This window comes from Streptomyces sp. NPDC127190 (assembly GCF_042672505.1).
Lineage (GTDB): Bacteria > Actinomycetota > Actinomycetes > Streptomycetales > Streptomycetaceae > Streptomyces.
Window position 1 is genome coordinate 172,323 of record NZ_JBHXVE010000003.1, and the last position, 22,037, is coordinate 194,359.

General features: G+C 73.1%; 21 protein-coding genes. 11 read left to right on the forward strand and 10 right to left on the reverse strand.

Features of this window, described 5'->3' with window-relative positions; all coding sequences use genetic code 11:
• Window positions 1–4 precede the first annotated feature (4 nt).
• Both ACFVIU_RS06525 and ACFVIU_RS06530 read right to left on the reverse strand, forming a co-directional pair.
• Window positions 5–1,306, reverse strand: coding sequence for an MFS transporter (locus ACFVIU_RS06525; protein ID WP_385841023.1), 1,302 nt, complete (start codon window positions 1,304–1,306; stop codon window positions 5–7).
• 105 nt (window positions 1,307–1,411) lie between these two features.
• A complete protein-coding gene (locus ACFVIU_RS06530; protein ID WP_385841024.1) occupies window positions 1,412–2,029 on the reverse strand; it encodes a LysE/ArgO family amino acid transporter in 618 nt (205 codons plus the stop codon).
• A 70-nt stretch (window positions 2,030–2,099) separates the two neighbouring features.
• On the opposite strand from ACFVIU_RS06530, the gene ACFVIU_RS06535 reads away from it, so the two are divergent.
• Window positions 2,100–2,984, forward strand: a complete 885-nt coding sequence (locus ACFVIU_RS06535; RefSeq protein ID WP_385841025.1) for a LysR family transcriptional regulator ArgP — start codon at window positions 2,100–2,102, stop codon at window positions 2,982–2,984.
• A 314-nt stretch (window positions 2,985–3,298) separates the two neighbouring features.
• On the forward strand, window positions 3,299–3,550 hold the full coding sequence (locus ACFVIU_RS06540) for a WhiB family transcriptional regulator (RefSeq protein ID WP_385841026.1): 252 nt from the start codon (window positions 3,299–3,301) through the stop codon (window positions 3,548–3,550).
• Window positions 3,551–3,595: 45 nt separating this feature from the next.
• Here ACFVIU_RS06540 and ACFVIU_RS06545 read toward each other — a convergent pair whose 3' ends face one another.
• Entirely contained in the window at window positions 3,596–4,045 is a 450-nt protein-coding gene (locus ACFVIU_RS06545) for a DUF6098 family protein (protein ID WP_385841028.1), read from the reverse strand.
• 116 nt (window positions 4,046–4,161) lie between these two features.
• Entirely contained in the window at window positions 4,162–5,568 is a 1,407-nt protein-coding gene (locus tag ACFVIU_RS06550) for a M1 family metallopeptidase (RefSeq protein ID WP_385841029.1), read from the reverse strand.
• Window positions 5,569–5,665: 97 nt separating this feature from the next.
• Here ACFVIU_RS06550 and ACFVIU_RS06555 point away from each other — a divergent pair, with 97 nt between their 5' ends.
• Entirely contained in the window at window positions 5,666–6,037 is a 372-nt protein-coding gene (locus tag ACFVIU_RS06555) for a DUF488 family protein (protein ID WP_385841030.1), read from the forward strand.
• On the opposite strand, the gene ACFVIU_RS06560 is transcribed toward ACFVIU_RS06555, so the two are convergent.
• Both ACFVIU_RS06560 and ACFVIU_RS06565 read right to left on the reverse strand, forming a co-directional pair.
• Entirely contained in the window at window positions 5,950–7,623 is a 1,674-nt protein-coding gene (locus tag ACFVIU_RS06560; protein WP_385841031.1) for an FAD-binding dehydrogenase, read from the reverse strand. The genes ACFVIU_RS06555 and ACFVIU_RS06560 overlap by 88 nt on opposite strands.
• Before the next feature lie 17 nt (window positions 7,624–7,640).
• Entirely contained in the window at window positions 7,641–8,273 is a 633-nt protein-coding gene (locus ACFVIU_RS06565) for a TetR/AcrR family transcriptional regulator (protein ID WP_385841345.1), read from the reverse strand.
• A gap of 122 nt (window positions 8,274–8,395) precedes the next feature.
• On the opposite strand from ACFVIU_RS06565, the gene ACFVIU_RS06570 reads away from it, so the two are divergent.
• The gene (locus tag ACFVIU_RS06570) at window positions 8,396–9,025 is read left to right on the forward strand and encodes an alpha-ketoglutarate-dependent dioxygenase AlkB family protein (RefSeq protein WP_385841032.1); all 630 of its coding nucleotides are present in this window, start codon (window positions 8,396–8,398) and stop codon (window positions 9,023–9,025) included.
• A gap of 77 nt (window positions 9,026–9,102) precedes the next feature.
• Window positions 9,103–9,849 carry an MBL fold metallo-hydrolase gene (locus ACFVIU_RS06575; RefSeq protein ID WP_385841033.1) on the forward strand — a complete coding sequence of 249 codons (747 nt, stop codon included), beginning with the start codon at window positions 9,103–9,105 and terminating at the stop codon, window positions 9,847–9,849.
• Window positions 9,850–9,877: 28 nt separating this feature from the next.
• Here the strand turns inward: ACFVIU_RS06575 and ACFVIU_RS06580 are convergent, their stop codons facing one another.
• The gene (locus tag ACFVIU_RS06580) at window positions 9,878–10,801 is read right to left on the reverse strand and encodes an alpha/beta hydrolase (RefSeq protein ID WP_385841034.1); all 924 of its coding nucleotides are present in this window, start codon (window positions 10,799–10,801) and stop codon (window positions 9,878–9,880) included.
• Window positions 10,802–10,868: 67 nt separating this feature from the next.
• On the opposite strand from ACFVIU_RS06580, the gene ACFVIU_RS06585 reads away from it, so the two are divergent.
• Window positions 10,869–11,345, forward strand: coding sequence for a MarR family winged helix-turn-helix transcriptional regulator (locus ACFVIU_RS06585; protein WP_385841035.1), 477 nt, complete (start codon window positions 10,869–10,871; stop codon window positions 11,343–11,345).
• A gap of 34 nt (window positions 11,346–11,379) precedes the next feature.
• Window positions 11,380–12,654 (forward strand): DUF4032 domain-containing protein, encoded by a 1,275-nt coding sequence (locus tag ACFVIU_RS06590; RefSeq protein WP_385841037.1) that lies wholly within the window; start codon window positions 11,380–11,382, stop codon window positions 12,652–12,654.
• 22 nt (window positions 12,655–12,676) lie between these two features.
• Here ACFVIU_RS06590 and ACFVIU_RS06595 read toward each other — a convergent pair whose 3' ends face one another.
• On the reverse strand, window positions 12,677–13,543 hold the full coding sequence (locus ACFVIU_RS06595) for a universal stress protein (protein WP_385841038.1): 867 nt from the start codon (window positions 13,541–13,543) through the stop codon (window positions 12,677–12,679).
• Between the two features lie 196 nt (window positions 13,544–13,739).
• Here ACFVIU_RS06595 and ACFVIU_RS06600 point away from each other — a divergent pair, with 196 nt between their 5' ends.
• Genes ACFVIU_RS06600 through ACFVIU_RS06610 form a run of 3 tightly spaced genes read left to right on the forward strand, consistent with a single transcriptional unit; the run spans window position 13,740 to window position 17,214 of the window.
• Entirely contained in the window at window positions 13,740–15,416 is a 1,677-nt protein-coding gene (locus ACFVIU_RS06600) for an FAD-dependent oxidoreductase (protein WP_385841039.1), read from the forward strand.
• A complete protein-coding gene (locus tag ACFVIU_RS06605) occupies window positions 15,413–16,864 on the forward strand; it encodes an ATP-binding protein (RefSeq protein ID WP_385841041.1) in 1,452 nt (483 codons plus the stop codon). Before ACFVIU_RS06600 ends, ACFVIU_RS06605 begins: the two co-directional genes overlap by 4 nt.
• On the forward strand, window positions 16,861–17,214 hold the full coding sequence (locus ACFVIU_RS06610; protein WP_385841042.1) for a UBP-type zinc finger domain-containing protein: 354 nt from the start codon (window positions 16,861–16,863) through the stop codon (window positions 17,212–17,214). The genes ACFVIU_RS06605 and ACFVIU_RS06610 overlap by 4 nt, the downstream gene beginning before the upstream one ends.
• Window positions 17,215–17,226: 12 nt before the next feature.
• Here ACFVIU_RS06610 and ACFVIU_RS06615 read toward each other — a convergent pair whose 3' ends face one another.
• Entirely contained in the window at window positions 17,227–18,462 is a 1,236-nt protein-coding gene (locus tag ACFVIU_RS06615) for an SGNH/GDSL hydrolase family protein (RefSeq protein ID WP_385841043.1), read from the reverse strand.
• Between the two features lie 185 nt (window positions 18,463–18,647).
• Window positions 18,648–20,429, reverse strand: coding sequence for a M4 family metallopeptidase (locus ACFVIU_RS06620; protein ID WP_385841044.1), 1,782 nt, complete (start codon window positions 20,427–20,429; stop codon window positions 18,648–18,650).
• Between the two features lie 310 nt (window positions 20,430–20,739).
• Between ACFVIU_RS06620 and ACFVIU_RS06625 the strand changes: the two genes are divergently transcribed.
• Window positions 20,740–21,909, forward strand: coding sequence for a serine hydrolase domain-containing protein (locus ACFVIU_RS06625; RefSeq protein WP_385841046.1), 1,170 nt, complete (start codon window positions 20,740–20,742; stop codon window positions 21,907–21,909).
• Window positions 21,910–22,037: the final 128 nt, after the last annotated feature.

Sequence of the window (22,037 nt, forward strand, 5' to 3'; positions counted from 1 at the left end):
GCCGTCAGATCCGGTAGCGGCGCAGGGCCGGCATCGCGGCGGCCAGCATCAGCATCACCACGACGACGAGCGCGCCGCCGCCCGCGACGGCGGCGCGCGGACCGACCGCGGAGCCGGCCGTGCCGTGCAGCACGTCGGCCAGGCGCGGGCCGCCCGCCACCACCACGGTGAACACGCCCTGCATCCGGCCCCGCATCTCGTCCGTCGCGGCCGACAGCAGGATCGCGCCGCGGAACACCATCGAGACCATGTCGGCCACCCCGGCCGCCGCGAGGAAGACCAGGGCGAGCCAGAGGTTGCCGCTCAGCCCGAACCCGGCGACGGCCACGCCCCAGCCGACGACGGCGCCGATCACCATCGCGCCGTGCCGGCGGGCGCGGGAGAACACCCCCGAGAACAGGCCGCCGAGCACCGCGCCGACCGGGATGCCCGCGAACAGCACACCGAGCGCGAGACCCTCGCCGTAGGAGTGGTACGTCTCCGCGGCCAGCTGCGGGAACAGGGCGCGGGGCATGCCGAGCACCATGGCGACGATGTCGGCGAGGAAGGACAGCAGCAGCACCTTGTGCCGGGAGATGTACCGGAACCCGGCCGCTATCTCGCGCACCCCGGCCCGGCGGGCGGGGCCGTCGCCGAGCGGGGGCAGCGCGGGGAGCCGGAACACGGCCCACACGGTCACGCACAGCGCGAGGGCGTCGATGAGATACAGCTCGGGCAGGCCGATGACCGGGATGAGCACACCGGCGAGCAGCGGGCCGGCCACCAGCCCGGTCTGCATCACCGTGGAGCCCAGCGCGTTCGCGGCGGGCAGCTCCTCCGCCGGGACCAGGCGGGCGATGGAGGCGTTGCGGGCGGGCGCGTTGAGCCCGAAGAAGGCCTGTTGCAGCGCGAGCAGGACCATGAGGACGACCACGGAGTCCAGCCCGGTGACGGCCTGGGCGAAGAACAGCAGGGAGGTCACCGCGATCCCGCTGTTGGTGACCAGCAGCAGCTTGCGGCGGTCCACGGTGTCGGCCACCGCGCCGCCCCACAGCGCGAACGCCACCATGGGTATCAGCCCGGCCAGGCTCGCGTAGCCGACCCAGGCCGAGGAGCGGGTGATGTCGTAGATCTGCTTGGGCACGGCGACGGCGGTGAGCTGGCTGCCGACGGCCGTGACGATGGTCGAGGACCACAGCCGCCGGTAGGCGGGGATGCGCAGGGGCCGGGTGTCCATGGCCCAGCGGCGCCAGCCGCGCCGGGGTGCGGGCGGGGCCGCCGGGGTGAGGGAGTCGGTTTCGCTGGTGCTGCTCTCGCTGGTGTCCACGGGTGTCCTGTTGCCGGTCCGCCGATGAAGGTTGCTCCCTCCATCTTTTTCACTTCGAGAGCCTAACTATCTCAGCAACCGCTGTGGACGCCACCGCTATTTCGCTCAGGCCCCGGCGATCAGCGCCGCGCCGAGCCCCAGCATGGTGACGGCGACCAGCCCGTCCAGCACCCGCCAGGCGCCGGGGCGGGCCAGGAAGCGGCCGAGCAGCCGGGCACCGAAGCCGAGCGCGGCGAACCAGCACAGGCTGGCGAGCGCGGCGCCCAGGCCGAAGGTCCAGCGCAGCGGGCCCCGGTCGGCGGCGAGCGAGCCGAGCAGGAAGACGGTGTCCAGGTAGACGTGCGGGTTGAGCCAGGTCATGGCCAGGCAGGTGAGCACCGCGCGGCGGCGGGAGCCGGCGGCCTCGCCCTCGGTGCTGAGGCCGGCCGTGCCGGGCCGCAGCACCCGGCGCGCGGCGAGGGCGCCGTAGCAGAGCAGGAAGGCGCCGCCGACGATGCCGACCGCGCGCAGCGCGCCCGGCCAGGTCACGACGACGGCGCCGACCCCGCCGACGCCGAGCGCGATGAGCACCGCGTCGGACAGGGCGCAGATGCCGACCACGGCGAGGACGGCGTTGCGGCGCACCCCCTGGCGCAGGACGAAGGCGTTCTGGGCGCCGATGGCGACGATCAGGGACAGGCCGGTGCCGAATCCGGCGGCCGCGGCGGCCAGGGTGTGGTTCATGCCGTCGACGCTAGGCAGGCCGACTGTCTCAAGTACAGCTAAAGATTCTTACGTACCCTTAGCCGATGTGATGACCGACCTTCCCGTGGAGCAGGTGCGAACGCTGCTCGCCGTGGTGGACGAGGGCACCTTCGACGCGGCTGCCGCGGTCCTGCATGTGACGCCGTCGGCGGTGAGCCAGCGGATCAAGGCGCTGGAGCAGCGGACCGGCCGGGTGCTGCTCCAGCGCACCAAGCCGGTGCGGCCCACCGAGTCCGGCGCGGTGCTGGTGCGGTTCGCCCGGCAGCTCGCCCGGCTGGAGCGGGACGCCTGGGGCGAGCTGGGGCTGAGCGGCGCCGGGGAGCCGACCCGGGTGTCGGTGGCGGTGAACGCGGACTCGCTGGCGACCTGGTTCCTGCCGGCGCTGTCCCGGGTACCGGGGCTCTGCTTCGAGCTGCACCGGGAGGACGAGGACCACACCGCGGCCCTGCTGCGCGAGGGCGTGGTGATGGCGGCGGTGACCTCCGCGGCCGATCCGGTGCCGGGCTGCACGGTCCGTCCGCTCGGCCGGATGCGCTATCTGCCGGTGGCGGCACCGGAGTTCGTCGCCGCGCACCTGTCGGACGGGCCGCTGCCCGAGGTGCTGCCCCGGGCGCCCGTCGTCTTCTTCGACCGCAAGGACGACTTCCAGGACGTGTTCCTCCGGCGGCTGGGCCATGCGCCCGCCGGTCCGTTCCGGCACTATGTGCCCACCTCGGAGGGGTTTGTCGACGCGGTGGCCGCGGGGCTCGGCTGGGGCCTGGTCCCCGAGGACCAGGCCCGACCGCTGCTGGCCGAGGGGCGGTTGGCGCTCGTCGCGGCCGGCGAGTGGGTGGACTGCGCGCTCTACTGGCAGCAGTGGAAGCTCGACTCCCCCGCGCTGGCCGCCCTGGCCGAAGCGGTGACCGCCACCGCGGCGCGGGCGCTGCGCCGTTGACCTCTGCGCTTCCGGGGCGGCGCCGGCCGGCCGGAAGCGGAGTACGGTGGTCCGCGACGGCGGAGCGGCCGGCACCCCGGCTCGCCGCCGGGTGCCCGCCCGGGCGGGGTCGCCGCGGTGCCCCAAAGGCCCTTCCGCCCTGCCCAGTTGAGCGCGTACGGCCCACCACGGGACCGCGTGCGCCGTGACCCGCAGACGGTCGTCCTCCGATTCCCCTCCGGTCGCGTCGTTTCACCCCGCCCCGACCGGTCACCCGAATCGGCAGCACTCAATCGACAGGCACGGACGACTTCGATTCCGAGCAGGAGACTTCGATGGACAACTGGCGCGACCATGCCGCGTGCCGTCACGAGGACCCCGACCTCTTCTTCCCCGTCGGCACCACCGGGCCCGCGCAGGTACAGATCCAGCGGGCCAAGGAGGTGTGCGTGCGATGCCCGGTCCGGGAGCAGTGCCTGGACTGGGCTCTGGACACCGGTCAGGGCATCGGCGTCTGGGGCGGGAAGACCGAGCTGGAGCGGCGCGCGCTGCGCCGCCGGGCCTCGTCCCGGCCGCGCTCGGGCTGATCCCCGGCACGCTCCGCCCGCACCGGGCGCGGCACCCCGGCCGGCTCAGCGGCCGCTGCGGCGCAGGGTCCCCCAGTGCCGCTCCTGCCGGGCGACCTCGGCGCGGGCCGCGTGGATCACCCGGTCGGCGATCCAGCACACCGGCTCGACATCGGCCACCAGCGGCTCGTTGTCGGGGCCCCGGCCGGTCTCCCGGCCCCTGAGCACCCAGGGCCGGACGCCGGGGCCCTTCTCGTGCGGCAGGTGTGCGTAGTCGTACAGGCGGCGGGCCACCCACAGCTCCACCGAGCGGCCCGCCCACCAGTCCTCGACGTCGAGCGGGTTCGCGGACAGTCCGGGGAGGGGGACGCCGGTGAGCGCGTCCAGGCTGGAGACCCGGTCGAGGTCGGGGCCGGGCCCGGTGGACCAGCGCACGTACAGGCCGCGCTGCCGCTGCACCAGGCCGGCCATGTCGGCGAGCGTGGACACGACCGGCAGGTCATCCGCTGGACTCATGGCATGACCTCTTCCTCGGCACCGCCCCCACCGCTTGCGTCCCCCGGTCGGTCGGAGTACCCCGGGGGCGGTCCGGGAACCGGAGCCGCCGGGCCGGGGTGCGACACCGGGGGGACTCAGGCGCCGGCCGGCTTCCCCTTGTCGTACAGCCAGGTGTGCAGCAGTCCTGCCACCGGCTTCCCCGACGTCTTCTCGGCGAGCCGGACGAACTGCGCGGTGGTGCCGTGTCCGTCCCGGTGTGCGGCGGCCCAGGCACGCAGGATGCGGAAGAAGTCCCGGTCGCCGACGGCCTTGCGCAGCTCGTGCAGGGCCATGGCGCCCCGGGCGTAGACGGGGGTGCCGAAGATGTGCGCGCCGCTGCCGGGGTCGCCGGGCGGGTAGGCCCACAGCGCGTTGCTCGCGGGGCGGGCGTACAGGGCGTCGAAGGTCTTCTGGGCGCTGTCGCCGCCGTGCTGCTCGGCGTAGAGCCACTCGGCGTAGGTGGCGAAGCCCTCGTTGAGCCAGATGTCCTTCCAGGCGGTCAGCGAGACGGAGTCGCCGAACCACTGGTGGGCGCTCTCGTGCACGAGGGTGCTGATGTCGGGCGCGGAGTCGTAGAGCGGCCGGGTCTGGGTCTCCAGGGCGTAGCCCACGTTCGGGGCGTGGTCGACGATCGAGCCGGCGGCGCGGTACGGGTACGGCCCGAAGAGCTTGCTCTCCCAGGCCAGCACGGAGGGCAGCTTCTTCAGCACGGGAGCGGCGGCGCGCGCCTCCCGGGGGTCCACGGCGTTGTACACCTGGATGCCGTCGCGGGTGGTGTACCGCTCGACCTGGAACTTTCCGACGGTGGCGGTGGCGAGGTAGGCGGCCATGGGCCGGCTCTCGCGCCAGCGGAAGGTGGTCCAGCCGTGGTCGGTGTGCGTCCCCCTCAGGACGCCGTTGGCGACGGCGGTACGGCCCTTGGGCACGGTGAGGGTGAAGTCGTACGACGACTTGTCCCGGGGATGGCTGTTCGCCGGGAACCAGGTCATCGCGCCCTGCGGCTCGCCCGCGACGAACGCGCCGTCGTCGGTGGCGATCCAGCCGTCCGCGGAGCCGTCGGGGTCGGTGACCGGCTTCGGGGTGCCGTGGTAGGCGACGGTGACCTCGAACTCCTGGCCCGCGCGGAGCGGGTGGGCCGGGGTGACGACGAGTTCCTGGCCGCTGCGGGTGTAGCGGGCGGCGGTACGGCCGACGGTGACACCGGTGACCGTCAGGCCCGCGAGGTCCAGGTCGAACCGGGTGAGCGGCTGGGTGGCGCGGGCGCTGAGGACGGCGGTGCCGTCCAGCCGCCGGCCGGCGGTGTCGTAACGGAGCGTCAGACCGTAGTGCCGGACGTGGTAGCCGCCGTTGCCGCTCAGCGGGAAGTACGGGTCGCCGGCGCCTGCCGCGCCGATCGTGCCGGCCGATGCGGGTACGGCGGTGCCGACGAGCGCGGCGAGGGCGAGGGGCAGGGTGGCGAGCACCGCGGTACGGCGGCGGTGCGGTCTGCTGGGCGGCGTCACGGGCGCTCCTGTCAGCGGGGAGGCGGATGATCCAGAGTAGGCGCAGAGGGGCCCTGATCCGCCGGGTTCCGGCCAACTCGCGTCGGGGCGTGGCCGGATGGCCGAGGGCCGCCGCCGTACGCTCGCGGCACCGTCGGCGACCCGAGAGGGGCCGCCCCCTGAGCGTGCGCGTACGCCGAGTCTACGGTGGTTCCGCGGTGGCGGCTCGTACGACGGGTTCCGGGCCCGGTACGAGGCGGAGCCGGCCGCTCCCGAGGCCGCCGGGCTTCCGGACGGCCTGCGCGCGTCGGCCCGCGCGGGGCGCGTGACCCTGCTGACGGCGTCCAGGACGCCGGAGCGGAGCCACGCGCAGGTACTGCTGGAGTTGCTGGGCGGCCGAGGTCAGCCCGTGTGCCGGGCCGCGTGTCGGCCGGCCGCCCGCCCGGAGAACAGGCAGCCGCCGAGGAAGGTGCCCTCCAGCGCGTTGTAGCCGTGCACACCGCCGCCGCCGAACCCGGCCACCTCGCCCGCCGCGTACAGGCCCTCGATCGGCGTGCCGTCGGTTCCGAGGGCGCGGGAGTCGAGGTCGGTCTGGATGCCGCCGAGGGTCTTGCGGGTCAGGACGTGCATCCGGACGCCGATGAGAGGGCCGGCGGCCGGGTCCAGCAGGCGGTGCGGGGCGGCGACCCGGCCGAGCCGGTCGCCGATGTAGCGGCGGGCGTTGCGGATGCCCTGGACCTGGGAGTCCTTGCTGAAGGGGTTGGCGATCTGCAAGTCGCGGGCCTCGATCTGGCGGCGCACCTCGGCGGCGTCGAGCAGCGCCTTGCCGGTCAGCCCGTTCATCTTCTGCACGAGCTGTTCCAGGTTGCCCGCCGTGACGAAGTCCGCGCCGTGGTCGAGGAAGGCCTGCACGGGCCCGGGGGCGCCCTTGCCGAGCAGCCGGTCGCGCAGGACGGCCTTGCGGTCCTTGGCGGTGATGTCGGGGTTCTGCTCGGAGCCGGAGAGGGCGAACTCCTTCTCGATGATCTTCCGGGTGAGGATGAACCAGGAGTGGTCGTACCCGGCGATGTCCTCGGTGGTGCGCAGGTACTTGAGGGTGTTCAGGGTGTCGTAGCCGGGCAGGCAGGGGTCGGGCAGCCGGCGGCCGAGGGCGTCCAGCCAGACGGAGGAGGGGCCGGGCAGGATGCGGATGCCGTGGCCGGGCCAGACCGGGTCCCAGTTCTGCAAGCCCTCGGTGTAGTGCCACATGCGGTCCCGGTTGACCAGCCGGACGCCGGCCCCGGCGCTGATGTCCAGCATCCGCCCGTCGACATAGGCGGGCACCCCGGTGACCATCTCGGCGGGCGGGGTGCCGAGCCGCTCGGGCCAGTAGCGGCGGACGATGTCGTGGTTGGCGCCGATCCCGCCGGTGGTGACGACCACGGCCTGGGCGGTGAGTTCGAAGTCGCCGATCCGCTCGCGGCTGGAGGCGACGCCGCGCGGTGCGTCGTCGGCGGCGAGGACGGTGCCGCGCACCCCGCGGGCCGTCCCGTCCTGGATGACCAGCTCGTCCACCTGGTGGCGGTGGTGGAAGGTGAGCAGCCCGTCGCGTTCGGCCTGCTTGGCGTAGCGGACGAAGGGCGCGACCACCCCGGTGCCGGTGCCCCAGGCGACGTGGAAGCGCGGCACGGAGTTGCCGTGGCCGTTCGCCCGGAGGTCGCCGCGCTCGGCCCAGCCGACGGTGGGCAGCAGCTCGATGCCGTGGCCCTGGAGCCAGGAGCGCTTCTCCCCGGCCGCGAACTCGACGTAGGAGCGGGCCCAGCGGACGGCCCAGGAGTCCTCGTCGTCCTGCCGGTCGAACTGGGCGCTGCCCTGCCAGTCGTTCCAGGCGAGTGCGAAGGAGTCCTTGATGCCGAGGCGGCGCTGTTCCGGGGAGTCCACGAGGAAGAGCCCGCCGAAGGACCAGAACGCCTGGCCGCCGAGGTTGGCGGCGTTCTCCTGGTCGACCAGGGCCACCCGGCGGCCCCGGCTGGTGAGTTCGTGCGCCGCGACCAGGCCGGCGAGGCCCGCTCCGACGACGATGACGTCCGCGTCCATGGCGACTGTGTCCTTCCTCAGATCCTCGATGGGGAGCTGCTGCCGTCGGTGAGAAGTGCGGTGAGCAGTTGCTTCAGCCAGGCCCGCGCGGCCTCGACGTCCCGGTCCAGCAGAAGCTGGACGGTGACGCCGTCGTACGCGGCGACCACGGCGTGCGCGGCGCCGTCCGCGTCGCCGAGCACGGCGGGCAGTTCGGTGTGGCCCCGGGACCGGAAGAGCCGGTCGGCGACGGCCTGGCGCAGCCGGGCCCGGTGGTCCAGGAGGGCCTGGGCGACGCCCGGGTCGCGGGCCGCGTGCACCAGGAAGTCGGTCTTGACGAGCAGCCAGTCCACGTCGAGGAGCAGCACCTCGGTGACCCGGTCCACGGCGGTGGGCACGTCGAGGCCGGGGCCGTCCTGGGCGAGCGCGTCGGCGACCTGGGCCGCGATGAGGTCGGCGCGCTCCTGGTAGAGGGCGAAGAACAGCTCGTCGAGGGTGGCGAAGTTCGAGTAGAAGGCGCCCCTGCTGTAGCCGGCGGCGTCGCAGATCTCCTCGATGGAGACCCGTCCGAAGCCCTTGGCGGCGAACACCGTGAAGGCGGCGTCGAGCAGCTGGGCGCGCGTCCGGGCCCGCCGCCGGGTGACCCGCGGGGCCGTCTCCTCGGCCGTCATCTGCACCGCCTTCCACATGGGATACGTGAATGTATCGGATACATCAATGTATCGAAAGCGCAGGGGCGCAGACACGGAAATTCCCTTGGAACACATTTTCGATTACGGAGTACGCTGGGCCTATGGCCACGCACCTCCAGGGCTCCCTGTTCGACCAGACCGACGAGCTGCGGCTCGGCCCGCTCACCGGGCTGCACCGCACCGAGCTGGGTGCCGGCGCCTGGATCGACGTCCTGCCGGGCTGGCTGAGCGGGGCCGACGCCCTGTTCGAGACGCTCGCGGCGGAGGTGCCCTGGCGGGCGGAGCAGCGGAAGATGTACGACAACGTGGTCGCCGTACCGCGGCTGCTGGCGTTCTACGGGGCGGACGACCCGCTCCCCCACCCCGTGCTGGCCGAGGCGCGCGCCGCCCTGTCCCGGTCCTACGCCGAGGAGCTGGGCGAGCCGTTCGCCACCGCCGGGCTCTGCTTCTACCGGGACGGCCGGGACAGCGTGGCCTGGCACGGGGACCGGATCGGGCGGGGTGCGCGCGAGGACACCATGGTCGCGATCCTCTCCGTGGGCGCGCCCCGGGATCTGCTGCTCCGCCCGGCCGGCGGGGGCGGCCCGACGGTACGGCGGCCGCTCGGGCACGGCGACCTCATCGTCATGGGCGGCTCCTGTCAGCGGACCTGGGAGCACTGCATCCCGAAGACCGCCCGGGCCACCGGACCGCGCATCAGCATCCAGTTCCGCCCGCAGGGCGTGCGCTGACCCCGGGCGGCCTGGTGGCGGACCGGCGCATCTGGTTGGCTGTCCCCCGACGATCACATTCGGGTGCCGGGGAGACCATGACCGCCGACGTACGCCAAGTCGCCGACCACACCTATCTGGTGCACGGCCACCACACCAACTGGGTCATCCTCAAGGACGGCGACGCCGTCACGCTGGTGGACACCGGTTACCCCGGGGACCGCGAGGGGCTCCTCCAGTCCCTCGCCGCGGTGGGCAGCGCACCGGAGGCGGTGGCCGCGGTGCTGATCACCCACGCGCACAACGACCATCTGGGCTCGGCCGAGTATCTGCGCACGGCCCACCAGACCCCGGTCTATCTGCACCCGGCCGAAGTGCCGCACGCCCGCCGGGACTTCCTTCAGCAGGTCACCATCGGCGAGCTGGTGCGCAATGCCTGGCGGCCCGGGGTGGTCTCCTGGGCACGGCATGTGATCCAGGTGGGCGGCACCCAGCACAACCCCGTCATCGAGCCCCAGCCGTTCCCCGGCGAGGGCCCGCTCGATCTGCCGGGCCGGCCGGTGCCCGTGCACACCCCAGGGCACACCGACGGCCACTGCGTCTACCACCTGCCCGAGGCGGGCATCGTGATCTCGGGTGATGCCCTGGTCAGCGGGCACGCGACCTCCCGGCTCAAGGGCCCGCAGCTGCTGCCGGACTTCTTCCACCACGAGCGCGCCCGGGCGATCGCCTCCCTGGAGCTGATCGGCGCGCTCGAGGGCGACGCCCTGCTGCCCGGCCACGGGCCGCTGCACCGCGGCTCGGTACGGGCCGCCGCCGAACAGGCCCGGGAGCGGGCCGCCTAGGGCCTTTCCGGCCCTCGGGGTCACGTCTTCAGCTTGCCGGCGTGGGCGCCGTGCCCTTGGTGCGGATGTGCTGGCGGAGGAAGAGAGCGGCGCGCTCCAGTGCCTCGTCGGCTTCGTCCAGGACGCCGGCGAACGCCTGGAAGACATGGGGAACGTCGGCGGTGACGTCCAGGATGACGTCCACTCCGGCTTCCCTCGCGCGCGTGGCCATGCGGGTGGAGTCGTCCAGGAGCATTTCGTTGGTGCCCGCCTGGAGGAGCATCGGGGGGAACCCGGTCAGGTCGGCGCAGACGGCGGGGCTGAGCAGGGGCTGCTGCGGGTCCTGTCCCGCAAGGTACATGGCCCCGGTGTGTTCCATGCCCTCCCGCGTGAAGAACGGATCGACGCCCGCCTTGCTGTCCATGCTCCCGCCCGTCCGGGTCATGTCGAGGCCCGGGGAGAACGCCACGATCGCGGCGGGCATGGGCAGGCCCGCTTCGCGAGCAGCGAGGCAGACGGTGACCGTGAGGCCGCCACCGGCGGAGTCTCCGGCGAACGCGATCGTCGAAGGGTCTTCGCCGCTGTCGAGAAGGGCGCGGTAGGCGCTCAGCCCGTCCTCGATCGCGGCCGGGAACGGGTGCTCGGGGGCAAGCCGGTAGTCCAGCGAGAATGCCCTGAATCCTGTTCTGGTCACCAGGTTCCCCGTCAGCGACATCGCCGTCTCCGGTGAACCGACCACGTAGGAGCCGCCGTGGAAGTAGAGGACTGTCCCGGCCTTCGGAGTGCCGGCCGGCTCGACGAGCACCGCACGCCGGTCGCCGAGCGTCGCACTCCGGGTGCGGATGCCGGCCGGGACGATCATTTCGGCCATCATCGCCCTGAACCCGGCACGGAGCCCCTCCACCGACCGAGGACCCTCGGGCCGGGGCTGCCGGACCCTCGCGTCGATCTCCGCGCGCTGTTGCCTGCTCATGGCCGCCTCCCTGGCAAGTAAATGCCCAGGAACTATATGCCTGGGCATATGAACTAAGATATATGCCATGGCATCTAAGTCAAGCGGTGGCCGGATGGACCTCCCGGGCTTCTTCGACGACCTCGTGCGCTGTGAGACGCGCCTCTACAACGCGCTGAACGACCGGCTGCGCGAGCGGCACGGGATCGTCACCTCGCAGTTCGAGTTCCTGCGCTTCCTGCGTGACCACCCTGGGTCCCGGGTGGCGGACCTCGCCGCCGCGTTCGCCATCGGGATCGGTGCGACCAGCAAGGGCATCGACCGCCAGGAGAAGAACGGATGGGTCGTACGGCGAACCAATCCCGCGGATCGTCGCTCATCGCTGCTGGACCTGACCGATGACGGCCTGCGACTCGTCGAGGCGGCGGAGGCGACCTTCACCGAGGCGCTGGCCGAGCTGACCGCGGGCATCCTCGGCGGCCCCTCCGGACCGGCCGCCGTACAGGTCCTTGCGGAGCTCCGCGCCGTTCTGGAACGCGACCGGATCGGCCTGCCCACCGGCTGACGGACAGGTCCGGCAAGGCCTTAGGGTTCGTGCCATGGCCTTGCAGATCAGTGCCACGAACCCGGAGCACCCCGCGCTGCTGCTCGCCCTGCCCTGGGACGTGCCACTGGAGGAGTGGCCCGAGGAGTACCTCGTGCCGCTCCCCCGCGGCATCTCCCGGCACGTCGTGCGGTACGCGCACGCCGGGGACGAGGTGATCGCCGTCAAGGAGCTGGCCGAGCGGCCCGCGCTGCGGGAGTACGAGCTGCTGCGCGACCTCGACCGGCTCGGCATCCCCGCCGTCGACCCGCTCGCCGTGATCACCGGCCGCACCGACCGCTCCGGCGCTGCGCTGGAGCCCGTGCTGGTCACCCGGCATCTGCGCGGCTCGCTGCCGTACCGGTCGATGTTCGAGACGACCATGCGCCCGGCGACCATGCACCGCCTGATGGACGCCCTGGCCGTGCTGCTGGTCCGGCTGCATCTGGCCGGGTTCGCCTGGGGCGACTGCTCGCTGTCCAACACGCTGTTCCGGCGCGACGCGGGCGCCTACGCCGCCTACCTGGTGGACGCCGAGACCGGCGATCTGCACCCGCGGCTGAGCCCCGGGCAGCGGGAGTACGACCTCGACCTGGCCCGGGTGAACATCAGCGGCGAGCTGCTGGACCTGGAGGCGTCCGGCGCGCTGCACCCGTCGGTCGACCCGGTCGAGTTCGGCCACGAGATCTGCACCCGCTACGGCGGGCTCTGGCAGGAGCTGACCCGCACCTCGGTGTACCCGGCGGGCAAGTACCACTACATAGAACGCCGGATACGCCGCCTGAACGACCTCGGCTTCGACGTGGCCGAGATGCAGATCGAGCACTCCTCCACCGGCGACAGCGTCACCTTCGTGCCCAAGGTCGTCGACGCCGGGCACCACCAGCGCCAGCTGCTGCGGCTGACCGGCCTGGACGCCGAGGAGAACCAGGCGCGTCGGCTGCTGAACGACCTGGAGAGCTGGATGGCCACCCAGGACGACCACGCGCCCGGCGATCCTCCCCCAAGCTCTCGGCTTCGCTCGAGCAGGGGGGACCCCCATACCGCGCGCCCGGAAGTCCTCGCCCACCGCTGGGTGCGGGAGGTGTTCCGGCCCACCGTACGGGCGGTGCCGGCCGAGGCTCGCGGGGCGATGGACCCGGCGCAGATCTACCACGAACTCCTGGAACACCGCTGGTATCTGTCCGAGCGCGCCCAGCACGACATAGGCCTCGACACCGCCGTCGCGGACTACATCGAGAACGTCCTGCCGAAGGCCCGCTCCCCGCTGGAGCCGACCGCACCCGAGTAGCGGCCGCCGGGCTCCGGCCGGCTCACTCGTGCGGGACCACGGCCACCGGGCAGTCCGCGTGGTGCAGCACCCCGTGGGCGACCGAGCCGATGCGGCCGCCGACGGCCGTGCGGTGGGCGCGGCGGCCGACGACCACCAGCTGGGCCCCGGCCGCCTCCGACAGCAGCACCTGACCCGCACTGCCCATCTCGATGTGCTCGGCGACCGGCACCTGCGGGAACCGCTCCTGCCAGGGCTTGAGTGCCTCGGCGAGCGCCGTCCTCTCGTACGGCTCCAGGCCGCCCGCGTCGTCCAGCAGCTGGAGCGAGCCGGGGCTGTAGGCGAAGACGGGCGGCAGGGTCCAGGCGCGGACGGCGCGGACGGTGGCGCCCCGGGCGGCGGCCGTCTCGAAAGCGAACCGCAGCGTCTCCGCGCTGTCCTCGGGGCCGCCGTGCTGGCCGACCACGACGGGCCGGCCGGCCGCCTCCGCCGCCGCCCGGTCGCCGGCCCGCACCAGGACCACCGGCCGCGTCGCCTCGGCGATCACTTGCTGCCCGACCGAGCCCAGCAGGAACCCGACGACCGGTCCGTGCCCGCGCGATCCCAGCACCAGCAGCTCCGCGTCGGCGCCCGCCCGGGCCAGCACCTCCGGGGCGGCGCCCTCGACCACGTCGACGCTCACCGCCGGCTCCGGATGGTGCTCGGTGACGGCACGTACGGCCTGCGCCACCCCGTCCGACACCCACCCGTGCTGGGTGGTGCGGTCAGCCGCGGCGAGCGAGTCCGCGTACCGCCAGGCGTGCACCACCCGCAGCGGCAGCCGCCGGCGCACGGCCTCCCGCGCCGCCCACTCCAGCGCGGCCAGACTCTCCTCGGTACCGTCCACCCCTGCCGTGACCGGGCGCGTCATCTGCGGGCCTCCTTCTCGTCGCCGCGTTCCTGTGCTGCTGCTGGTGCCCACTATCGGGCACGGTCAGGCGGGCCGCCGGGAGCGCTGCCGTGATCCGGAGCGAAACGGCGCCATCGAACATACGATGGGGCGCGTATGGGTGCGGTGGTCCCCACGACACCCGCCCGGGGCACCGACCAACGGGGTGGGACGTTATATGGCTCAGGCTGCCGAAGCAGCGCGGACCGTCATCCTGACCGTGGACGACGACCCCGGGGTCTCCCGGGCCGTCGCCCGCGATCTGCGGCGGCGCTACGGCGCGGCGCACCGGATCGTGCGCGCGGAGTCCGGCGAGTCCGCGCTCGAGGCACTGCGCGAGCTGAAGCTGCGCGGCGAGCCGGTGGCGGTCATCCTGGCCGACTACCGGATGCCGCAGATGAACGGCATCGAGTTCCTGGAGCAGGCGCTCGACATCTACCCGAGCGCGCGGCGGGTGCTGCTGACCGCGTATGCGGACACCAACGCGGCGATCGACGCGATCAACGTCGTCGACCTCGACCACTATCTGCTCAAGCCCTGGGACCCGCCGGAGGAGAAGCTCTACCCGGTCGTGGACGACCTGCTCCAGGCGTGGCGGGCCGGCGGCCACCGGCCGGTGTCCAGCACCAAGGTGGTGGGGCACCGCTGGTCGGCGCGGTCCTCGGACGTCCGCGAGTTCCTGGCCCGCAACCAGGTGCCGTACCGCTGGTACTCGGTGGACGAGCCGGAGGGCCGGCGGCTGCTGGCGGCGGCCGGGCAGGACGGACAGCGGCTGCCGCTGGTGATCGCGCCGGACGGCACCGCGCTGGTCGAGCCGGAGGCGCCCGAGCTGGCCGCCCGGGTGGGCCTGGCGACGAACCCGACGGCCGACTTCTACGACCTGATCGTGATCGGCGGCGGACCGGCCGGGCTCGGTGCCGCCGTCTACGGCGCCTCGGAGGGGCTGCGGACCGTCCTCGTGGAGCGGTCGGCGACCGGCGGCCAGGCCGGGCAGAGCTCACGGATCGAGAACTACCTCGGCTTTCCCGACGGTGTCTCGGGCGCCCAGCTCACCGACCGGGCGCGGCGGCAGGCGGCCAAGTTCGGTGCCGAGCTGCTGACCGCGCGGGAGGTGACGGGCCTGGAGGTCAACGGGTCCGCGCGGGTGGTCCGGTTCTCGGACGGCTCGGCGATCGCCGCGCACACGGTGATCCTCGCGACCGGGGTGCAGTACCGGCAGCTGGACGCCACCGGCTGCACCGGCCTGACCGGGTGCGGGGTGTTCTACGGCTCGGCGCTGACCGAGGCGGCCTCCTGCCAGGGCCAGGACGTGTACATCGTGGGCGGCGCCAACTCGGCCGGACAGGCGGCCATGTACCTCGCCCGGGGCGCGAAGTCGGTGACGCTGCTGGTGCGGGGTCCGGATCTGGCGGCGTCGATGTCGCACTACCTGATCCAGCAGATCGCCGAGGCGCCGAACATCCGGGTGCGCGCCCACACCGTGGTGGACGCGGCCCACGGGACGGACCGGCTGGAACAGCTCACGCTGCGGGACACGGTGACCGGGGAGACCGAACGGGTCGACACGCACTGGATGTTCGTGTTCATCGGGGCCGCCCCGCTGACCGACTGGCTGGGCGACACCGTGCTGCGCGACGACCGCGGGTTCATCCTGGCCGGGCCCGACCTGGGCGCCGAGGGACGGCCGCCGGCCGGCTGGGAGCTGGACCGGCCGCCGTACCACCTGGAGACCAGCATTCCCGGCGTGTTCGTCGCGGGCGACGCGCGCGCCGAGTCCGCCAAACGCGTCGCGTCCGCCGTCGGAGAGGGAGCCATGGCCGTCATGCTCGTCCACCGGTATCTGGAGCAGTCGTGAGCGGGCGGGTGATGCCGTGCAGCCCCGGGGAGATCGGCTCCCTGTTCCTGTTCGAGAAGCTGACCCCCGAGCAGCTGGGCCGGCTGTGCGGCGAGGGCCGGGTGGAGCTGTTCGAGCCCGGCCCGGTGTATGGCGAAGGCGCCCCGGCCACCTGTTTCTTCGTGCTGATCGAGGGCACGGTGGTGCTGTCCCGCCGGGTCGGCGGTGACGACGTCGAGGTGACCAGGACCGACCGGCCCGGGGTGTACGCGGGCGCGATGCAGGCGTATCTCGGCGACCGGGTGCCCCAGGTCTACAACAACTCGCTGCGGGTGACCCGGCCCACCCGGTTCTTCGTGCTGCCGGCGGATGTGTTCGCGGAGGTCATGCGCGAGTGGTTCCCGATGGCGGTGCATCTGCTGGAGGGGCTGTTCTTCGGGTCGAAGAGCACGCAGGCGGCGATCGGGCAGCGGGAGCGGCTGCTGGCGCTGGGCTCGCTGTCGGCCGGGCTGACGCACGAGCTGAACAACCCGGCGGCAGCGGCGGTGCGGGCCACCTCGACGCTGCGGGAGCGGGTGGCGAAGATGCGGCACAAGCTGGCCGTGATCGCCGAAGGCCCCTTCTCGCGCGATGCGCTGGCCGGGCTGATCGAGATCCAGGAGCGCACCGCCGAGCGCGTCGCGAAGGCGCCGGTGCTCAGCCCGCTGGAGGCCGCCGACCGGGAGGACCTGCTCGGCGACTGGCTGGCGGACCACGGCATCGACCACGGCTGGCAGCTGGCTCCCGTCTTCGTACAGGCGGGCCTGGACACCGACTGGCTGGAGCAGGTCGCGGCGGCCGTGGACGCGGAGATCCTGCCCGGCGCGGTGGCCTGGCTCAACTACACCATCGAGACCGAGCTGCTGATGAACGAGATCGAGGACTCCACCTCGCGGATCTCGCACCTGGTCGACGCGGCCAAGCAGTACGCGCAGCTGGACCGGGCCCCTTACCGGGTGGTGGACGTGCACGAACTCCTCGACAGCACCCTGCTGATGCTGTCCGGGAAGCTCGGCTCCGGCATCACGGTGGTGAAGGAGTACGACCGTTCGCTGCCGCCGGTGCCCGCCTACCCGGCGGAGCTGAACCAGGTGTGGACCAACCTGGTCGACAACGCGGCCGCCGCCATCCGGAGCGCGGGCGGCGAGGGCACGCTGACCGTGCGGACCGCGCTGGACCACGAGCGGCTGCTGGTGGAGTTCCGGGACACCGGGCCGGGGGTGCCCGCGGAGATCAGGGACCGGATCTTCGACCCGTTCTTCACCACCAAGCCGGTCGGTGAGGGCACCGGGCTGGGGCTGGACATCTCCTGGCGGATCGTCGTCAACAAGCACCACGGCACCCTGCGGGTCGAGTCGGTGCCCGGTGACACCCGCTTCCAGGTGCTGCTGCCGCTGGAGGCCGAGACACCCGTGGAGGAAGCAGTATGAACCCCGTCGACGGCATCGACCCCGGCGTGCCGCCCAGCGGCACCGGCTGCGTGGAGTGCGAGCGGGCGGGCGGCTGGTGGTTCCATCTGCGCCGGTGCGCGCTGTGCGGGCACATCGGCTGCTGCGACGACTCGCCTGCGCGGCATGCCACGGCGCACTACCGGGACACCGGGCATCCCGTGATCCGCAGCTTCGAGCCGGGCGAGGACTGGTTCTGGAACTTCGCCACCGAGGAGCTGTACGGCTCGGGGCCCGAACTCGCCCCGCCGGCCAGCCGGCCGGTGGACCAGCCGGCGCCGGGCCCGGCGGGAAGAGTGCCCGCCGACTGGGCCGAGATCCTGCGGCGCTGACCGGCGGCCCGCTCAGCGGGCGCAGTCCAGGCGGTGCGGGGCCACGGCGTCGGCCAGCGCCCGCATGCCGCGGTCGCCGGGGTGCAGATGGTCGCCGCTGTCGTACGCGGGCCGCAGCCGCGCGGGGTCGTGCGGGTCGCGCAGCGCGCGGTCGAGGTCGAGGACGGCGTCGAAGGCGCGGGTGCCGCGCAGATAGCGGTTGACCTGGCGGCGTACGGCCTCGGCCGCCGGGTCCCATTCGGGCCAGCCCTGGAAGGGACTGAGGGTGGCGACGGCCACGCACAGGCCGGCCGCGTGCGCCCGCCGCAGGATCCGCAGATAGCCGGCGATCAGGCGGGAGGCGGTGACCCCGGTGTGCGCCTTGATGTCGTTCACGCCCTCGAAGAGTACGAGGGTGCGCACCCCGGGCAGGGCGAGGACGTCCTGGTCCAGCCGGTGCAGGGCGCTGGGCGCGGCGCCGTCGGCGAGCACCTGGTTGCCGGAGATGCCCTCGTCGGCCACGCCCTGGACGGCGGTGCGGGAGGCGGCGAGGCGCCGGGCGAGCAGGTCGGGCCAGCGGCGGTTGGTGCCGGGGGTGGAGCGGCGGCCGTCGGTGAGGGAGTCGCCGAGCACGGCCACGGCACCGGTGCCCGGCCGGGACGGTCGTACGGCCACCGCGTCGAGGTACCACCAGGACCGGGTGGTGTGCGTCCAGTGCGCGCCGCTCTCCTCTGCGGTCGGGTCGCCGGGACCGGTGTAGGAGGTCTGCAAGGCCAGCGCGTGGCCGGTGGCCGGTCCCTGCCCGCCGGGGGTGTGCAGGCTGACGACCAGGTCAACGTCGGCCGGGAGGCTGGCGGGCAGCGGATCGCTCCAGACGGAGGCGCCGGGCGGGACGGTGACGGTGCGGGCGCCGGCGAAGGTCAGCCGCCGGTTGCTGCCCGGGCGCAGGGCCGCACCTCGCGCGCGCAGGCCCGCGTAGACGCTGTCCAGGGTCAGCGGGCGGTCGCCGAAGGCGTTGGAGAGGCGGACGCGCGGTGCGCGGCCGGCCACGCTGGTGTGCACGACCAGCCGGTAGGCCTGGCCGGGGGCAGCCTCGCCGAGGGGCTGTGCGCTCGCCGCCCAGGTGACCACGCCGGGAACCGGGGCGGCGGGCCTGGGGGGTGGCGCGGGCCGGGCGGGTGCGGGCCCGCAGGCGGCGGGGGCGGGCAGGACGGCGGCCGTCAGCAGGGCGGCGGCGAGGGCGCGGCCGCGGAGGCGCCGGCCGGTCACGGGGCCGGGCCCCGGGGTACGGCGGTTCTCCCCGGCCGGGTGTGGACCGGCCGGAACGTGTCTGCGTGTCCCACGCAGGTCATGGTGGCGCCGGGGCGGCTCGGGCGCATCCCGGCCCCGGTGCGGCCGGCCCCGGAAAGGGGGATGCCCCGCGCGGGGCGGGGCATCCGGTGCGCTGCCGTCCGTCAGTGGCGGGCGGCCGGCTTGTTGGCGGCGGTGACGTTGACCGCGGCCCACGCCTTGTCCACCGTCTTGTACTCGGTGCTGTTCGCACCGTACAGGTCCTTGGCCGCCTTCAGCGTCGCGACGCGCGCGTCGTGGAAGTCGGTCGTGGAGACCATGTAGCGGGTGAGCGCACGGTAGAAGATGGCGGTGGCCTTGGCGCGGCCGATGCCCTTCACCGTGGAGTGGTTGTACGTCGGCGAGTTGTAGGCGACCCCGTTGATCGTCTTCTTGCCGCTGCCCTCGGCGAGCAGGTAGTACGCGTGCGAGGAGACACCGGAACCGGCGTGCACCTCGGTGTAGTACGTGTCCGACGACCAGTAGTCGATCGTGCCCTCGAGCTTGTCGAGCGAGGGGTGGTCCAGGCGGCGCAGGAACTTCTGCGCGAGGCCCAGCTTCTCGCCGATCAGGTAGTCGGGGGTGTCCTTCTTGTTGTTGGCGTAGAACTCGACGTTGGAGCCGAAGATGTCCGCGAGGGACTCGTTCAGCGCGCCGGGCTCGCCGTACTGGTTGCCGTCGGAGTCGACGTAGGTCGGCTCCAGCTTGGCGGTCGCGTCCACCACGCCGTGGGTCAGCTCGTGACCCGTGACGTCGATGACCACCAGCGGCTTCTTGAAGGTCTGGCCGTCACCGTCGCCGTACAGCATGCAGCCGCAGGTCGGGTCCCAGAAGGCGTTGGCGACCTTGTTGCCCCAGTGGACCATGCCCTGGGCGGCCTTGCTGTTGTTGGCGATGCCCTTGCGCCCGAAGGTCTTCTTGTAGAAGTCCAGGGTCTTGGTGATGCCGTACTGGGCGTCGGCGGCCGCGCTGGTGCGGTTGCCGGTCGTGCCGTTGCCCCACACGTTGGTGGTGCTGGTGAACTTCGTGCCCTTGCCGAAGTTCTCCGTGTACGAGCCCTTGGCGTCCCGGGTCTCGGTGCCGTACCGGTGCGGGTCCTTGAGCTGGTAGTGGCCACGCGAGGTCTGCGTGGTGGTGAGGCCGACGCTGCCGACGAAGAGCGTCTTGCCGGTGCCGTAGGCGGCCGACGGGTAGCTCGTGGCGCCGGTGGTCGCGCCCGAGCCGAGCAGGCCCGAGGCGGCGGAGGCGGTGCCGGTGGCCGGGTCGGCCGTCTCGCCGCGCTGGTGCAGCGCGTTCAGCAGCTTCGGCGACAGGAACTCGTCACTGTCGGGCGTGTTGCTGCGCACCTTGCCGGTGACGGCGTCGATGACGACGGTGTTGGTGCCGGTCTGGTCGGTCACGGTCACCTGGTAGGCCAGGGCCGAGGAACCGCCGCGGGCGTCGACGACGAGCTGGGCGTCGCCCGCCTCGCCCTTCGCGGCCTTGGCGGCCTTGGCGGCGGCCTGGTCCGCCGTCACCTTGGCCTGGGTGGCGTCCGGCGCGACGGAGTGGCCGGCGGCGCGGGTCACGCCGTCGTAGGCCAGCTGGTGGGTCAGGTGGACGACGAGGTCCCCGCCGAGGACCGGCATTCCCTCGTGCGTACGGACGAAGCGGACGTGCCGGGCACCCTCGGGGTCCAGCATGACGTCCTGGGCGTGGAGTTCGTCGCCCTTGGTGACGCCGGTCGCCGACGCGTGGGCGAAGGCCGCGGCGCGCGCCGCGTTCACCACCGCGGTCGCGTCGGTCGTGACGGCGGCGGACCGCTCCGTCCCCGTGGCGGGGCCCGCGAAGGCCGTACCGGCCAGGCCCGTGGCAGCGGTCGTCACCGCGATGGCGACGGCCACGCTGCGTATGTGCGGTCTGCGCACTATTCAGGGTTCCTTCGTTCAAAGGCGGCCGGGATCCCCAACCGCCTTGACGCATGGCGCAGTTCAGCGCGCCACGGGGGCTGGTAGGGCCCCGGGGAGTACCCTTACGGATCAGTCATGTCCACGTAAAGGTGGAATGATCGATTTCGCGTCTTTCTATGACAATCTTTTGCAAATGCACGCCATAGGGTGATCACGAGATGACCAACTGTGTGTCGGTTGTGGAGACGCGCCCCTCATGCCCTAGGTTCCCAGGCCGGAATGTGACCGATGTCGCAGCAACAGACGTACAGAGGAAAGTGGGTGCCGGATGGTTCCAGCGACGGTGAGCAGAGGCGCGGTCCTCGGAGCGGTCGCGCTGTCGCTCCTGGCGACCCCGGCGTGGGCCGCCACCGGGGCGCCGCAGGCGAGGGCCGCGGCGGCGCTTCCGGCGCCCGACACGGCGGGCCTGGGCACGGTGCTGCGCTCGGTGGTGAACCAGGGCGCGCCGGGCGCGCTGGCCCGGATCGACGACCACGGCACGGTGTACAAGGTGACGCGCGGCGTGGCCGACCGCGGCACCGGGCGGGCCATCAGCACCGCCGACCGGTTCCGCATCGGCAGCGTGACCAAGACCTTCTCGGCCGTCGTCCTGCTGCAACTCGCCGACGAGCACCGGCTCGACCTCGACGCCCCGGTCAACCGCTATCTGCCCAAGCTGCTGCCCGACGACCGCATCACGGTCCGCCAGGTGCTCAGCCACCGCAGCGGGCTGTACGACTACACCAACGACCTCTTCGCCGACAGCGTCTCCGGCTTCGAGGCGGTGCGGAACAAGGTCTTCAGCTACCGCGATCTGGTCGCCCTGTCGCTGAAGCGGCCGCGCACCAACGCGCCGGGCGCCGCGTACTCGTACTCCAACACCAACTTCGTCGTCGCGGGCATGCTCATCGAGAAGCTCACGGGGCAGCCGGTGCGGACCGCGTACGAACAGCGCATCTTCCAGCCGCTGAAGCTGAAGGACACCTTCTACGTCCACCCGGACACCGCGATCCCCGGCCGGTACACGCGCGGCTACCTCACCAACAACGGCTCGGGCGCCCGGCTGATCGACGCCACCCGGCAGACCGTGTCCTGGGCGCAGAGCGCGGGGGCCATCATCTCCAGCGCGCAGGACCTCGACACGTTCTACAGCGCGCTGCTCGGCGGCCGGCTGCTGTCCGCCGCGCGGCTCGCCGAGATGGAGCGGTTCAACAGGGTGGACAGCACGACGTCGTACGGGCTCGGACTGCGCCGGCGCGATCTGTCCTGCGGGCTGTCGGTGTACGGGCACACGGGGGCGGTGCAGGGCTACTACACCTACGCGTTCGCCACGAAGGACGGCGGGCGCAGCCTCACGGCCGTCGCCAACGCGTCGAACAGCAGCGGGGTGCTGAAGGCGCTGGGCGGCGCGCTGGAGTCGGCGTTCTGCGGGAAGCAGGCCAAGCCGGCCGTGAATTGACCGCAGCCGGGCGGGGGGGGGGGGGGGGGGGGGGTGGGGGGGCGGGGGGGGGCGGGGCGGCGGCGCGGCGAGGGCGCGGGGGGTAGGGGGAGGGCTGGTGTGGTGGCGCGGCGAGGGGAGCGGCTGCG

What these genes read in the sequence shown, in the direction of transcription:
- ACFVIU_RS06530 (WP_385841024.1), bottom strand. Translation starts at nt 2,029, where the DNA reads ATGAACCACACCCTGGCCGCCGCGGCCGCCGGATTCGGCACCGGCCTG.
- ACFVIU_RS06535 (WP_385841025.1), top strand. Translation starts at nt 2,100, where the DNA reads ATGACCGACCTTCCCGTGGAGCAGGTGCGAACGCTGCTCGCCGTGGTG.
- ACFVIU_RS06540 (WP_385841026.1), top strand. Translation starts at nt 3,299, where the DNA reads ATGGACAACTGGCGCGACCATGCCGCGTGCCGTCACGAGGACCCCGAC.
- ACFVIU_RS06545 (WP_385841028.1), bottom strand. Translation starts at nt 4,045, where the DNA reads ATGAGTCCAGCGGATGACCTGCCGGTCGTGTCCACGCTCGCCGACATG.
- ACFVIU_RS06555 (WP_385841030.1), top strand. Translation starts at nt 5,666, where the DNA reads ATGGCCGAGGGCCGCCGCCGTACGCTCGCGGCACCGTCGGCGACCCGA.
- ACFVIU_RS06560 (WP_385841031.1), bottom strand. Translation starts at nt 7,623, where the DNA reads ATGGACGCGGACGTCATCGTCGTCGGAGCGGGCCTCGCCGGCCTGGTC.
- ACFVIU_RS06565 (WP_385841345.1), bottom strand. Translation starts at nt 8,273, where the DNA reads ATGACGGCCGAGGAGACGGCCCCGCGGGTCACCCGGCGGCGGGCCCGG.
- ACFVIU_RS06570 (WP_385841032.1), top strand. Translation starts at nt 8,396, where the DNA reads ATGGCCACGCACCTCCAGGGCTCCCTGTTCGACCAGACCGACGAGCTG.
- ACFVIU_RS06575 (WP_385841033.1), top strand. Translation starts at nt 9,103, where the DNA reads ATGACCGCCGACGTACGCCAAGTCGCCGACCACACCTATCTGGTGCAC.
- ACFVIU_RS06580 (WP_385841034.1), bottom strand. Translation starts at nt 10,801, where the DNA reads ATGAGCAGGCAACAGCGCGCGGAGATCGACGCGAGGGTCCGGCAGCCC.
- ACFVIU_RS06585 (WP_385841035.1), top strand. Translation starts at nt 10,869, where the DNA reads ATGGCATCTAAGTCAAGCGGTGGCCGGATGGACCTCCCGGGCTTCTTC.
- ACFVIU_RS06590 (WP_385841037.1), top strand. Translation starts at nt 11,380, where the DNA reads ATGGCCTTGCAGATCAGTGCCACGAACCCGGAGCACCCCGCGCTGCTG.
- ACFVIU_RS06595 (WP_385841038.1), bottom strand. Translation starts at nt 13,543, where the DNA reads ATGACGCGCCCGGTCACGGCAGGGGTGGACGGTACCGAGGAGAGTCTG.
- ACFVIU_RS06600 (WP_385841039.1), top strand. Translation starts at nt 13,740, where the DNA reads ATGGCTCAGGCTGCCGAAGCAGCGCGGACCGTCATCCTGACCGTGGAC.
- ACFVIU_RS06610 (WP_385841042.1), top strand. Translation starts at nt 16,861, where the DNA reads ATGAACCCCGTCGACGGCATCGACCCCGGCGTGCCGCCCAGCGGCACC.
- ACFVIU_RS06625 (WP_385841046.1), top strand. Translation starts at nt 20,740, where the DNA reads ATGGTTCCAGCGACGGTGAGCAGAGGCGCGGTCCTCGGAGCGGTCGCG.